This is a genomic window from Parapedobacter sp. (genome assembly GCF_035556095.1).
GTDB lineage: Bacteria > Bacteroidota > Bacteroidia > Sphingobacteriales > Sphingobacteriaceae > Parapedobacter.
In genome coordinates this window covers 15578-29742 of record NZ_DATMFT010000018.1, presented here as the reverse complement: position 1 = coordinate 29742, position 14165 = coordinate 15578, and the positions used below count along the sequence as shown (strand labels likewise).

At 51.3% G+C, this 14165-nt stretch carries 12 protein-coding genes; 6 read left to right on the top strand and 6 right to left on the bottom strand.

Annotation, left to right across the window (positions count from 1 at the left end):
* Window positions 1–182: 182 nt before the first annotated feature.
* On the top strand, window positions 183–1364 hold the full coding sequence (locus VNQ80_RS08525; protein WP_325637470.1) for a formimidoylglutamase: 1182 nt from the start codon (window positions 183–185) through the stop codon (window positions 1362–1364).
* Between the two features lie 33 nt (window positions 1365–1397).
* Here the strand turns inward: VNQ80_RS08525 and radA are convergent, their stop codons facing one another.
* From radA to VNQ80_RS08510, 3 genes are read right to left on the bottom strand one after another with little or no spacing between them, the layout of a single operon-like run.
* Window positions 1398–2774 (bottom strand): DNA repair protein RadA, encoded by a 1377-nt coding sequence (radA, locus tag VNQ80_RS08520; protein ID WP_325637468.1) that lies wholly within the window; start codon window positions 2772–2774, stop codon window positions 1398–1400.
* A gap of 2 nt (window positions 2775–2776) precedes the next feature.
* On the bottom strand, window positions 2777–3934 hold the full coding sequence (locus VNQ80_RS08515) for a dipeptidase (RefSeq protein WP_325637466.1): 1158 nt from the start codon (window positions 3932–3934) through the stop codon (window positions 2777–2779).
* 7 nt (window positions 3935–3941) lie between these two features.
* Entirely contained in the window at window positions 3942–5723 is a 1782-nt protein-coding gene (locus VNQ80_RS08510) for a serine hydrolase domain-containing protein (RefSeq protein ID WP_325637464.1), read from the bottom strand.
* Between the two features lie 84 nt (window positions 5724–5807).
* On the opposite strand from VNQ80_RS08510, the gene VNQ80_RS08505 reads away from it, so the two are divergent.
* The 3 genes from VNQ80_RS08505 to miaA are packed head-to-tail and all read left to right on the top strand — an operon-like array spanning window position 5808 to window position 8735.
* On the top strand, window positions 5808–6620 hold the full coding sequence (locus tag VNQ80_RS08505) for a hypothetical protein (protein WP_325637462.1): 813 nt from the start codon (window positions 5808–5810) through the stop codon (window positions 6618–6620).
* Between the two features lie 34 nt (window positions 6621–6654).
* Window positions 6655–7827 carry a Gfo/Idh/MocA family oxidoreductase gene (locus VNQ80_RS08500; RefSeq protein ID WP_325637459.1) on the top strand — a complete coding sequence of 391 codons (1173 nt, stop codon included), beginning with the start codon at window positions 6655–6657 and terminating at the stop codon, window positions 7825–7827.
* Window positions 7824–8735 carry a tRNA (adenosine(37)-N6)-dimethylallyltransferase MiaA gene (miaA, locus tag VNQ80_RS08495; RefSeq protein ID WP_325637457.1) on the top strand — a complete coding sequence of 304 codons (912 nt, stop codon included), beginning with the start codon at window positions 7824–7826 and terminating at the stop codon, window positions 8733–8735. The genes VNQ80_RS08500 and miaA overlap by 4 nt, the downstream gene beginning before the upstream one ends.
* Here the strand turns inward: miaA and VNQ80_RS08490 are convergent.
* The 3 genes from VNQ80_RS08490 to VNQ80_RS08480 form a co-directional block, all read right to left on the bottom strand.
* On the bottom strand, window positions 8725–10278 hold the full coding sequence (locus VNQ80_RS08490) for an Rne/Rng family ribonuclease (RefSeq protein ID WP_325637455.1): 1554 nt from the start codon (window positions 10276–10278) through the stop codon (window positions 8725–8727). The two genes, miaA and VNQ80_RS08490, sit on opposite strands and share 11 nt — an antisense overlap.
* A gap of 363 nt (window positions 10279–10641) precedes the next feature.
* Window positions 10642–11472 carry a hypothetical protein gene (locus VNQ80_RS08485; protein WP_325637453.1) on the bottom strand — a complete coding sequence of 277 codons (831 nt, stop codon included), beginning with the start codon at window positions 11470–11472 and terminating at the stop codon, window positions 10642–10644.
* A 34-nt stretch (window positions 11473–11506) separates the two neighbouring features.
* The gene (locus VNQ80_RS08480) at window positions 11507–11791 is read right to left on the bottom strand and encodes an HU family DNA-binding protein (RefSeq protein ID WP_325637451.1); all 285 of its coding nucleotides are present in this window, start codon (window positions 11789–11791) and stop codon (window positions 11507–11509) included.
* A gap of 253 nt (window positions 11792–12044) precedes the next feature.
* On the opposite strand from VNQ80_RS08480, the gene VNQ80_RS08475 reads away from it, so the two are divergent.
* The gene (locus VNQ80_RS08475; RefSeq protein ID WP_325637449.1) at window positions 12045–12866 is read left to right on the top strand and encodes an SDR family oxidoreductase; all 822 of its coding nucleotides are present in this window, start codon (window positions 12045–12047) and stop codon (window positions 12864–12866) included.
* Between the two features lie 126 nt (window positions 12867–12992).
* Window positions 12993–14156, top strand: coding sequence for a mannonate dehydratase (gene uxuA, locus VNQ80_RS08470; RefSeq protein ID WP_325637447.1), 1164 nt, complete (start codon window positions 12993–12995; stop codon window positions 14154–14156).
* The last annotated feature ends 9 nt before the right edge of the window (window positions 14157–14165 follow it).

Below are 14165 nucleotides of genomic sequence, written 5' to 3'. Positions count from 1 at the left end.
TTAATCCGCCAACTGGCGGAGCCCTGTGCGCTTAACGATTATGTTAATCATGTCGGGTTCAAAAGTAAGGTAATAAATGGATATTTCCGCTACAAAAAGCGTTCTTAAGGCAGTGCATAGATCGATAAATTTGCTTTTTATGGGCAAATTTAGCTAAGTTTGCCAAACAACAAACAACTATCATGTCCTTATCGGTTTTCTTTTCACCTGTTTCCTCCAAGGCTTTCACGCCCGACACGGGGTTCTTCCGGTCGCAGATCGGGGCGTCCGTGCGGTTGTTCGATCAGCATTTTCCAGACCTGGACGGTGAGAAGCCGGATTTGGCGTTGTTTGGCGTGCTGGACGACCGGATGGCCAACGGTAACCAAGGGTGTGCCGACGGCGCCGACGCCGTACGGAACTACCTGTATGGACTCTATCAGGGTGATTATACGTTACGGTTGGCCGACCTCGGCAACATCCGGGCAGGGGAGACCGTAACCGATACCTATGCCGCCGTGAAAACCGTTTGTGAGGAACTGATCAAATCGGGTATCGTTCCCGTCATCATCGGCGGTGGGCAGGACATCACGTATGCGCAGTACCTGGCGTATGAGAAGCTGGAGCAACGGGTAGACGTGGCGATTGTTGATTCGCGATTTGACATTGATCAAGAGCAGACGGAGAGCGCCCCCCTGAACGCGCAGACGTATATCAACCACATCATCCTGCACGAGCCGGACTACCTCTTTAACCTGACCAACCTGGCTTACCAGACCTACTTCGTGAGCAAAGAGTCCATTGCCATGTATGATAAGCTCTATTTCAACGCTGTACGGCTGGGTATGATGGCCGGCCAAGTGGGCCAGGTGGAGCCCATTATCCGTTCGGCCGATATGCTAAGCTTCGATATGAGCGCCATCAGGCATTCGGACGCACCCGGTAGTGCTCATGCATCGGCCAACGGGCTGTTCGGTGACGAAGCCTGTCAGGTTTGCCGGTATGCGGGGATGAGCGACAAGCTTACGTCCATTGGTTTTTATGAGTATAACCCGGCGCTCGACAGCCGCGGGCAAACGGCGATGCTCTTGGCCCAGATGATCTGGTATTTCCTCGACGGGTTCTACAACCGCAAACACGATGCACCACTCGTGCCGAAGTCGGCCTACATTACTTACCGCACAAGCGTACATAATGACGCCTATGAATTGGTCTTTGTGAAGAGCAAGAAATCTGACAGGTGGTGGATGCAGGTGCCTTACTCAGGCACGAAGTCGGTCAACGAGCGGTACCACCTGGTGCCTTGCCGTTATGAGGACTATCAGACTGCCGTTGCGGGCGAAATGCCGGATTTGTGGTGGAAAACGCACCAAAAATTGATTTAATGCCGGTGTGCCTAGGGAGTGGGGTAGTCTCCACTACCCAAACACGGCCTGAAATACCTCTTCTACGCGCGCCACGGGCTTGATGGCTATTTGGTATTTACTGCGTTCCAACCCTTTGGTATTGTATTTCGAAAGATAAATAGTCTCGAATCCGAGTTTTTCGGCTTCGGCTATCCGCTGCTCGATCCGGTTTACGGCCCGTATTTCACCGGAAAGGCCCACTTCGCCGGCAAAGGCCACCGTAGTGGGCACGGCGATGTCTTGCTGGGAAGAGATAATGGCCATGATGACCGCCAGGTCGATTGCGGGATCTTCTACCCGTAAACCCCCTGCAATATTGAGGAAAACATCCTGCGCGCTAAGCCGGAAGCCAAATCGCTTTTCGAGAACGGCGAGCAACATATTCATCCGTCTGGTATCGAACCCCGTAGACGAACGTTGGGGTGTACCGTATGCCGAATTGCTTACCAATGCCTGTACTTCAATCAACATCGGCCGTAGCCCTTCCAATAGCACGGCTATAGCAGTTCCGCTGGTGCCGTCTTCGCGCTGCGAAAGGAGAATCTCAGAAGGATTGCTCACTTCGCGCAGGCCAGAGCCCTGCATTTCATATATGCCGAGCTCGGCGGCCGATCCGAACCGGTTTTTCACCGCCCGTAGGATGCGATAGGCGTGGTGGCGGTCGCCCTCAAACTGCAATACGGTGTCTACCATGTGTTCCAGCACTTTGGGACCGGCAATACTACCGTCTTTGGTGATGTGGCCAACAATGAACACCGGTATATCGGTTTCCTTGGCAAAGCGGAGAAGCTCGGCAGTACATTCGCGCACCTGCGATACGCTGCCAGGTGCCGAGTCGACGTGCGGCGAATGCAGCGTTTGGATGGAGTCGACGATCATCACGTCGGGAGCGACCGATTGGACTTGGGCGAAGATGTTTGCCGTTACCGTTTCGGTAAGGATGTAGCAGTTGGCCCGCGATGCCTGGGCAATCCGTTCTGCCCGCATTTTGAGCTGCTGCTCGCTTTCCTCGCCCGAGACATATAAGGTCTTCGCGTTCATGGTGAGCGCGAGCTGTAGCATGAGCGTGGATTTGCCGATGCCCGGTTCGCCACCGATAAGCACCAGGGATCCGCGGACGATGCCGCCACCCAATACCCGGTTCAATTCCCGATCGGGCGTAACCAGCCGGTTTTCGGCCACCTGCTCGATTTCATGTATCACGGCCGCCTTGCGCGACTGCTTTTTGGTGTCCGGGGCGGTACGCCAATCGGGTGTCCGGGAGCTTGGGCGTATAATCACCTCCTCTACAAACGTATTCCATTCATTGCAGGAGGGGCACTTGCCGAGCCACTTGGCCGATTCATATCCGCAGTTTTGGCAGAAGAAGGATGTCTTTGTTTTAGCCATTGTTAATTTACTTGAGCCGCCATCACACGGAGCACATTTTCGCCCAGGATTTTGCGGACCTCGGATTCGGTGTACCCCCGTTGCAGCAGGCCCGCGGTGAGGTTGGGGAAATCGCTGCAATCATCGAGCCCGATGGGGGTGGAGGATATCCCGTCGAAATCGCTGCCGATGCCTACGTGGTCTATGCCCGCGGTCTTCACCATATAATCGATGTGGTCAAGCAACAACGGCAGGGGCGGGCGGAGCTGTTCTTTCGCGGCAGGGGGTAGCCGGCGGAATTTACCGTCGCTTGAGCGTTTTACGCTGTCATCGACCGAGACGTACTTGTCATATAATCGATTGATTTTCGTGTAATGCATGGGATCCAGGAAACCCGAATAGAAATTAAGGCAGATGACGCCGCCGTTTTCGGCGACAGCTTTGATCTGATCGTCCTGCAAATTGCGCGGATGCGCCATCAGCGCGTAGGCGTTGCTGTGCGACACGAGCACGGGTTTGCTGGTTGTTTTTATCACATCGAAAAAAGTCTGCCTGCCCACGTGCGAGAGGTCTACCATCATGCCCAGTTCATTCATCCTGCGGATAACCAGGCGCCCAAAATCGGTCAGGCCCTGATGTTTGAGTTTCTTGGCGTTCCGGCTCTCATCCGTGGCGGAGGTCGCCCATTCCGTGCTGTTGTTCCAGGTAAGGGTGAGGTAACGTGCACCACGGGCAAATAAGCTATCCAGGTAATCTATTCGACCCTCGATCATGTGGCCCCCCTCCACACCGATCACTGCGGCAATCTTCCCTTGTCCGGTAATGATCCGTATGTCGGTGGTAGTCTTTGCAAGGGCGATTTCTGCGGGATTATTTTGAATGACCTGCATCAAGCCGTCAATCTGCTTATTGGCGTAAGCGAACGCCGTGCCTTTGCCATACTTTTCATTGCACCATACAGCGAAAACCTGGACATCAATACCCCCTTCTTTGATCCGCGGAAGGTCGGTGTGGCCGGTGTTGATCCGTTTGCCGATGTCTTTGCCACGCATGACCGACTGGTAGAGGACGTCGTTATGTGTGTCTATAACAAGTGCTGACGCATGGATGCGTTGGGTGTCTTGCGCATGTAGTCTGCCTGTGCAGCAGGCAACGGCGATGAGTAGCACGGCTTTATTCATAGCGAACTTATTTGTTCCGGACCGCTTCGTAGATCCGATCTTGGATGCGGCTGCGGACGTTCAACTCATACAGTTTGGTGCTTACCACCGGATGTACGCGGTTGGAAAGGAAGATATAAATCAGTTGCTCCTCTGGGTCTATCCATATGCAGGTACCCGTATAGCCCGTATGGCCGAATGTAGCCGGCGATGCGAACTTGGACGGGTATGCTTTGCTCGTGTCGGGGTCGCCGCGGTCGAACCCTAAGCCCCGTCTGCTTGTTGCCGATTGCTTGGACGTGAACAGGTCTACCGTTTCCGGTTTGAAATACCGATCGCCCCCATATTCGCCCCGATTGAGTAGCAGCTGCCCGTAAATGGCCAAGTCGTTTGCCGTGGCGAAGAGGCCCGCATGGCCGGCAATGCCACCGGCCATACCCGCACCTTGGTCGTGCACATAGCCCTGGAGCAAGGTTTTCCGGAAAGTTTTATCGTCTTCTGTGGGTACGATACGTGCTTTCGGGAAACGCTGCCTGGGAAGGTATCCGGCCGTTTGCATGCCCAACGGGCGATAAAATTCCTGCTGGATATAGTCTTGTATGGGTATACCCGTTTGGTGTTCGGCCACTTCCTTCATCACGTACATGCTGATATCGCTATATACATATTTTCTGGTGGGATTGAGTTTCGACTGTAGCATGATGGGCCACATCACCTCTTCATAATACTGCGTGCGGATGTAGCATCCATCGGCGACTTTTACGGCGTATGCTGCCGAAGAGTCGGTACTGAGGTCACCCGGCTTGAGTTTCCGGTAAAAGGGAATATACGGAATGAAGCCGGCCTCGTGGAGCATGACGTCCCGCAACACGGTGCCGTTCTTGTTGGTTTCCTGTGCCTGCAGGAGGTAATGACCCATGGTGCTGTCGAGGTTGACGATACCACGCTCGGTAAGGCGCATGATGGTAGGCGTTGTCGCCGTAATTTTCGTTATGGAGGCCATATCGAAAATATCGGAGATTTTCGTTGGCTCCGCCTGCTCATAGGTATGGTATCCGTATGACTTTTCAAAGATCACCTTGCCACTTTTGACGGCCATGACCACGCCTCCGGGAATAGCCCGTTCGCGGATGGCTTCGTTCATGATGTGATCAATATCGGTTTCCAGTTGTACCTGGTCGATACCGAGCGTCGCTGCATCGGTATAGGTCAATCGAGTTTGTGCAGTGGTGTAACCCGCGCCGATGGTATACCGCGGTGAGAACGATTGCGGCAACTTTGCCGTACATGCAAGGCCACCGAAAAGGGACATTGCGGCATCGGCTGCCGATGCTTCGGTTTTTTCGGGGCTCCATAAAATGGGGAAGCGGAGAAAGTCCAGCTCTTTTAAGGCGGTACCATTGCCGAAAACCGCGAGTATGACTTCTTTGCCTACGGCTTGTGTGGTGATAAACTGCATGAGCCGGCGATCGGATAGGTCTTCGGCGGACAATACGGCAATAATGGTATTGTAAAACTTGATGTTTTCATCGAGGTGTAGGTAGCTATCGGCTTGCACCGGTATCGCAAAGCGGTCTACAGGTGCGTAGCGGCTAATTTGTTCGCCAAAGGCGGTGGATAGCGACGCATCGAGGCGGGTGATGAGTGCCGTTTGCCGTTCGGCGAGGTCCCGCAGTGGAATCACATGAGCTTGGTTGTTGAGTAAGACGGCCTGGTTTATTCTTGCGTGGGTTGGGAGTTGTGCGTATAGCGCCGCATTGGTGTATATGCATACCGTAAAAACGCATAGCAGCGTAATAATTTTTCTCATGGTAGACGAATATCGGTAATTTGCATAAAAAATAGCTATCTCTTGTGTTTTTTATGATTTTTGTAGTTCATTTACCCATAGCTGATGTTTCAAGTAAACGCTTCTTTTTATCGGTTTCTCTCGGCATTGCAGGATAGGCTTACGCTTGCATTTAGTTTAAAGGCGCTTTCAGAAAAGGCGTGTTTGCTGTACCCGGAAGGTGAGGGTATTCGTATAGTTTACTACCGGTGCGGTGCTGGGCAGCGCATCCCGGTAGCAGGTGATGGCCGGTGTGTGCACGTCGATGAAGACACCTGGATTACAAAACCCGATATTTTGCTCAGCCGCATTGCCGCATTGATGGGGCAGGCACAGCGTATCCATGCGCGGGATACCGTGGCGGCACGGATTGAAAAACACGTAACGCTGTCTTTTTTGCAAGAGCATCACTTGCAGGTGGCATTGGCGGGCAAATACCGCTACGGACTTTACCACGGTGGCGAGCTGGTCGCGGCAGCGGTGTTCAGCGGTGGCCGGCGCATGGCCGGCAAACCAATCGACTACCGCTCTTACGAACTGCTCCGCTTCTGCCACAAACAGGGTGTACATGTTGTGGGGGGCTTCAGTAAGCTGCTTGATGCTTTCCAACGCGACTTCGATCTCGGCGATATCATGACGTATGCCGACAAGGATTGGTCGGACGGCAACAGCTACCGCAAGTTGGGATTTGCGATGGTGGGCGAAACCGCACCGCAGCTATTCTGGGTTGACCCGCGCACGATGCAACGTTATTACGAACGTACGCTGCCCCCGGAAATCCGTACGGTACCTGCCGATGAGCGCGTAGCCGCGGGGTATGTGACGGTTTACAACAGCGGGAGTATGAAGTATATTTTTAGTATATTCGACGGATTTTAACTGAGCTATTGAACTTTTTAATGTAGAAAAACAGATGAACAGAAAACTTCGCATGGGTATGGTAGGCGGGGGAAAAGATGCCTTCATCGGTGCCGTGCACCGTATTGCAGCCAATATGGACGGACTGGTGGAACTGGTATGCGGTGCATTTAGCATCAACCCCGATATTGCGCGTGAATCAGGAAAAGCGCTTTTCATTCCCGAAGACCGGGTTTACCTGACGTTCCAAGAGATGATTGAAAAGGAAAGCCAACTTCCGGAAGGCGAACGTATGGATTTTGTGACGATCGTAACACCCAATTTCGTCCACTTCGAACCCGCAAAATTGGCCTTAGAGAATGGGTTTAACGTGGTTATTGAAAAGCCGATGACCTTCACGCTCGAAGAAGCCAAGGAACTCAAGGAAATCGTGGATCGTACCGGTAACATATTGTGTCTTACCCATACGTACAGTGGCTACCCCATGGTGAAGCAGGCCAAAGCGATGATCAAGGAGGGTGTGCTCGGAAAAATCAGGAAAGTGGTGGTGGAGTATCCGCAGGGCTGGTTGAGCCGGCTTTCCGAGCGCGAGGGAAATGCCCAAGCCGCTTGGCGTACAGATCCGAAAAAATCGGGGAAAAGCGGTTCGATGGGAGATATCGGAACCCATGCGGCCCACTTGGCCGAATACGTGACGGGTTTAGCAATTTCCGAGCTTTGTGCCGACTTGTCGACCTTGGTTGAAGGACGCCTATTGGATGACGATGGCAATGTGTTGCTGCGCTTTGATAATGGCGCACGGGGGGTACTGGTGGCTTCCCAGATTTCCGCCGGCGAAGAGAACGCATTGCGCATCCGTGTGTATGGCGAAAAAGGAGGTATCGACTGGGCTCAGGAAGACCCCAATAATCTTATCGTGAAGATGCTCGACCAGCCGCGTCAATATATCCGTACGGGCAACGGCTATGCGGCACCCTATACGCTCAGTAGTTTTGCGGTACACAATACACGCGTGCCATCCGGTCACCCCGAAGGATTATTGGAAGCGTTCGGTAATATTTACCGGAATTTTGCGCTCACGGTTTCTGCAAAACTCAACGGCGAGACACCCACTGCCGAGATGCTGGATTTTCCGCAGGTTGATGAGGGGGTGCGGGGGATGGCGTTTATCGAAAACGTCGTAGCTAGCAACAACTCCTTCGAAAAGTGGACTAAATTCGTGGTGTGAAGGACACACCCGATCTCATCGTGATTCTTGGCCCCACCGCCTCCGGGAAAACACGGTTGGCGGTGGAGGTGGCCAAGCGGATTGATGGGGCGATTATCAGTGCCGATTCCCGACAGGTGTACCGTGGTATGGACCTCGGCACAGGCAAAGACCTCGAAATCTACGGGGATATTCCCTATTTCTTAATCGATATCCGGGAAGCCGGAGACACGTATGATGTAAGCCAATTCCGGAAAAATTTCCATGAGGCCCTCGATGGTATTAGGCAGCAGGGAAAACGGCCTATACTGTGTGGTGGTACCGGATTATATATCCAGTCGGTGCTGCAGCGATTTGACTACAGCGAGGTGCCGGTGGATATAGCCCAGCGCAACGAACTGGAAACACTGGAAATCGACGTGCTTCGCGATCGGTTGAAGCAGTTGCCTAGTCCACCCGGTTTTAACGCCGACACAAGCACTAAGAAACGACTTATCCGGGCAATAGCGATCTGTACGTGGTGTCAGCACCATGCGCTGCCTTCCGACGGTTGTGCCCCCATCCCTGCCGTACTTTTTGGTATAAACCCGGCAGTGGAAGTGCGCCGGCAACGCATCACCGACCGGCTTCGCGTGCGGATTGACCAAGGGCTCATCGAAGAGGTAAGGGAGCTATTGCAAAAGGGCATACCGCCTGAGCGGCTGGTCTATTACGGGTTGGAGTATAAGTATGTAACCCGCTACCTCTTGGGGGAGCTGGATTACGAAACATTTTTTGCGCGGCTCAATACCGAGATACATCGTTTTGCCAAACGGCAGATGACGTATTTCCGGAAGATGGAAAAGGATGGGCTAGAAATACATTGGTTGGCCAACGGGCCGATAGATGATATGGCCACCGAGGTGGTGGCCATATCTGCTATAATTTGATCTCTACCTCTTTGCCATTGAAGAAATGGAACTCGGTGAGGAAGTATGAAGTAACCGGTTTTAGCTTTATCCAGCGCCCGAATTTAAAATACCACTTCACCCGCCGCGAAATAAAGCCCGATTTGAGGTAGGTGTAAATATACGGGTGGATACAGAGGGTGATGTCCTTTTCGTTTTGCTCTTGTAAGATGAAGCTCAGGTTGTTTTCAATATCATCCATCAAAACGATGCTTGAGCGTATCTCACCGGTGCCATCACAAGCGGGGCATTTCTCATTGGTGACGATGCTCATTTCAGGGCGTACCCGTTGCCGCGTGATCTGTACCAAGCCGAATTTGCTCGGTGGTAGGATGGTGTGCCGCGCACGGTCGGTCGCCATGCATTGTTTGAGGTAGGCGTGCAGCTCCTTGCGGTTGGCCGGCTTATGCATATCGATAAAATCGATAACCACGATACCACCCATATCGCGAAGACGGAGTTGGCGGGCAATTTCTTTGGCCGCCTCCATGTTTACCTGCAGTGCGTTCTCCTCCTGGTTTTCTTTGTTGGCCGTCCGGTTGCCACTATTCACATCGATGACGTGTAGGGCTTCCGTATGCTCAATGACCAGGTAAGCACCTCCATGCAGGTTGACCGTTTTGCCAAAAGCGGCCTTGATTTGCCGCTCAACACCGAAATGCTCAAAAATCGGCTCACGGTGTTTATACAGCTTGACGATTTTTTCCAGATCGGGCGAAATTTCCTGCACATAAGAACGGGTCTCTTCGTAGATGGCCTGTTCGTTGACATAGATATGCGAAAACTCATCGGTGAGGATGTCGCGCAAGATGGTCGACGTCCGATCCATCTCGCCAAGTACCTTTTGCGATGGCTCGGCCGCTCGCAGGCGACTGGTGAGCACTTCCCATTTCGAAATAAGATCCAATAAATCCTTTTGCAGTTCGGCAACCCCTTTCCCTTCGGAAACGGTCCGTATAATCACGCCGAAATTCGTAGGCTTGATGCTTTCTACGATTTTTTTCAGCCTATTGCGCTCCGTGTTGCCTTTGATGCGCTTTGAAATGGATACCGCACTTGAAAACGGGACGAGTACAACGTACCTCCCGGCAATAGACAGATCTGAACTTAACCGAGGTCCCTTGGTAGAAATAGGTTCCTTGGCTATCTGAACAGGCAACAGCATATTCCGGGTAAGTACCTCGGATATTTTGCCGGCCTTGTTGATGTCCTTTTCTAATCTTAAACTATCGAGCAGTTTCTCTTTGTAACTGCCTTTCTTTACCAATTTGGTGAGCTTGATGAGCGATTGGACCTGGGGGCCCAGGTCGAGGTAATGGAGGAACGCATCCTTCGAATAGCCAACATCCACAAAGGCAGCATTAAGGCCGGGCATGATTTTCTTTATCCTACCCAGGTAAATGTCACCTACCGCATAGTTGTTATTAATTTGTTCCTTATTGAGCTCTACAAGCTGTTTGTCTTGAAGTAAAGCGATAGTGACCCCCCTCTCGGGGGCCGAATCGATAATTAACTCCTTTACCAACAGCTATTCCTTTTGCAAAGCAGGCAATTATCGGGAACCTAAAAAAGAATGTTCCCATGGTCATTTGCGAAAGGATAATAACCTGCTTTGAATGAAAAATAAAAAACGTTTTATCCATATCCCGCTAGTCTCCCGGGAACAATTTGTAAGGGCAGAGTTCTGTTGTGGATGCACAGATTGGTGCTACCACGCTCATTTATATACCCTATGCCGGAAGCAGGATCATGTGAGGCAAGGTTATTTTTTCTTGTGCCTGTTTTTTCTTAAACGTTTTTTACGTTTGTGGGTAGCCATTTTGTGTCTTTTTCTTTTTTTTCCGCTTGGCATAGCTTAAAATTTTTTAAATGAATAAAATTAAAATGATTATTTACTCAATTCATCAATTTTACGATTGATAAATTGGGTCAGGGTCGGATCGGCCGCCAGATCCCTGCTTTTTTCAAAAGCAGCGATGGCTTCGCGATTCAACCCGATGTTTTCATAACTTGTTGCCAGATAAAAATAGGATTCGGCGTCGGGCTGTTGGGATACAACCGTGTTAAACCGATCGATAGCAAGGTCAAACTGGCGTGACTGCATGGAAAATAAGCCTAAACTTTTGTTAGCCCCAACGTGTGATGGCTGCACACTCACCACCTCCCGAAGCAGTGCGATACCGGGCATTGGGTTTTTCGATCCAGTTACGTACGCACTGCCCAGGCCCACCTTGGCATCCAGGTTGGTCGAATCCAATGCCAATGCGTTTTCATATGCATTGATGGCATAATCGTTGAGGACACCCGCTGTCAGCGTGTCTTGGAGGTTGGCGTAAGCCGCACGGTATGCATCACCAGCGTTGAGCCAATCATCAAACTGGCCATCGAGTTTTGCCAACTCTTCGTAGATGAAACCCAGTGGAGCCGTCTTGTTCACATCGTCCCATTTGATGGCGAGCTGCTGCAGCAGAGTACGCTTCTCCGTGTCGCTGGCACGTTGCAGCTCAGCCTCGATAGCCGATATTTCCTGGATGATACTCGGGTTAAGCCCTTCTTTGGCTTTTTGCGATACGGATTCAAGGGTAATTTGCGGCCCGGTAGCGGTGCTCGAAGCAGCCTTGTCTTCATTGACCAAACCTTTGATGGGCTGGGCCAATAAAAACCCCATCAATACGACGATGGATGTGATGGCGACTACCTGTTTGGTTCGTTGCTGCATGTGGATACCCGTGTTTGCCGCTTGCGCGCAAAAATTACTTATTGCCAGTTTTTACCTTCTCAACAAAGGTCTTAGCCGGTTTGAATGTTGGCACATAGTGCGCAGGGATAATGATGGCGGTGTTTTTTGAAATATTGCGAGCTGTCTTTTCTGCCCTTTTCTTTACGACAAAACTGCCGAAACCCCGTACATAAACATTCTCGCCCCCAACCATCGCGTTTTTGACAACTTTGAAGAATGCCTCAACCGTTTCTTGAACATCTACTTTCTCCAGTCCGGTTTTGTTTGCGATTTCTGCTATAATTTCTGCCTTAGTCATATCTATAATTTTTGTAATTAATTATTTTTCAATACATAAGCCCTTCCAATGTTGGGGATGCAAAAGTATCGCTTTAAAACGACATCTTAAAATAATTTTGTTAAATTTTTGTAAATGCGTCAGTTACGGCTTATTCATGTTGGTTCCCCTACAACGTTTTCGTGAATTTTTATGTGAAAACGTATCTCTATTCAATCCATTTTTGACTAATATTGGGGATTAAAATACACAATAGACCTTATTTCTTAAAACTATGGACGGAATACAACAGTTTTCTTTAGCCGGTAAAGTGATTGTGATTACAGGCGCGACAGGAGTTCTGGGCGAATCGTTCGCTTTGGCTACCGCAGCGGCAGGTGCTAAAGTGGCGGTGTTGGGTCGTAACAAGGAACGGGCGGATGCTCGGGTTGCGGCGATAAAGCGTAACGGTGGCGACGCCATTGCCGTGATTACGGATGTATTGGATGAACAGGCTGTACACCAGGCTAAGGACCAGATATTGGACGCTTGGGGCACAATAGATGGGCTGGTGAATGCGGCGGGAGGGAATATCCCGGGGGCAACGATTGGCCCCGACCAAAATCTTTTTGATACCAAAATTGCCGATACACAGAAAGCCGTTGAATTAAATCTCTTTGGTACGGTTATCCCTACGCACGTTTTCGGCCGGATAATCGCAGAGAAGGGGAAAGGATCTATTGTAAATATTTCGTCGTTGGCCGCCCAACAAGCCATTACCCGTGTAATGGGGTATAATATGGCCAAATGTGCAATTGAGGGCTACACCAAGTGGATGGCCGTCGAGTTGGCCCAGCGTTATGGCGATAAAGTGCGGGTGAATGGCATCGCCCCCGGGGTGTTCCTTACCGAACAGAACCGCACGTTGCTGACCAACCCCAATGGGTCTTATACCGACCGCGCACAGCGGTTCGTGAACAATACGGCATTCGGACGGCTGGGCGACCCGGCTGAACTCACCGGTACGTTAATCTTCTTGCTAAGCGATGCGTCGGGCTTTATTTCGGGTGAAACCATATTGGTGGATGGTGGATTCAACGCCTGGAGTGGGGTGTAGCTATTTAGTAGTTAGTAATTAGTATCTAGTGGTTCGTATTGCACATTGAGGCGAACGGGTTTAGCCTGCCGGGAGCAACAGCATGCAAAAAGCACAGCGCAAAAAGCAGAAGGCAAAATAAAAGACATGACAAAAAAACTTGAACAGACGTGGCGGTGGTACGGTCCTGCCGATACGGTTTCATTGCAGGATATCAAACAAGCGGGGGCAACCGGGATTGTAACGGCGCTGCACCACATTCCCCATGGCGACGTGTGGCCGTTGGAAGACATACGCGAGCGGAAAGCGATTATCGAAGCTGCCGGACTGACATGGAGCGTCGTGGAAAGTGTAGCAGTGCACGAGGCTATAAAAACCCGGCGGGCCGATGCGGAGCGGTACCTAGACAATTATCGGCAGAGCCTACGGAACCTTGCTGTTGCGGGAATAAAAACGGTCTGCTATAATTTTATGCCGGTATTGGATTGGACACGCACCCAACTCGATCTGGAGATGAAAGACGGCTCTAAAGCATTGTATTTTGATTGGAATGATTTGGCAGTTTTCGACCTGTTTGTATTGAAAAGGGAAGGGGCCGAACAGGATTATCCGGAAGCTGTGAGGGTGGAGGCCAAGAAACGGTATGAAGCCTATTCCCCACAGGCGATCGAGCTCCTCAACAGCAATGTGTTGATGGGGATACCGGGCGAGCGCAGTATTGAACTGGATGAATTACGGGAAAGTATCCGCGAATATGCGACCATTGGCTTCGATGGCCTGCGTGAGAACCTGATTTGGTTCCTGTCTGCTATTGCCGATGTATGCGAGGAAGAAGGTATCCGGATGACCATCCATCCGGATGACCCCCCTTATCCAATTCTCGGGTTACCGCGGATTGCGAGCAACAAGGAAGACCTTTTGTATATTATCCGTTCGCTGGACCGGCCCTTCAACGGCATCTGCTTCTGTACAGGGTCACTGGGTGCGGGTAAGGGCAATGACCTTCCCGATATATTCGATGCAGTGAAGTCACGCGTCTATTTCGCGCACCTGCGCAACGTGAAAAAGGATAGCCTGGGGAATTTTTACGAGGCCGATCATCTCGACGGCGACGTTGATATGTATACGGTGATGAAGGCATTGGTCGCCGAAAACCAACAGCGTGGCGAAGCGATACCGTTCCGGCCGGACCATGGGCACCAGATGCTCGACGACATGGACAAGATTACCGCTCCGGGGTATTCGGCCATCGGGCGCCTGCGCGGCTTGGCGGAGCTTCGGGGACTGGAGTTAGGAATAATGGGACAGTAATCAGATCAC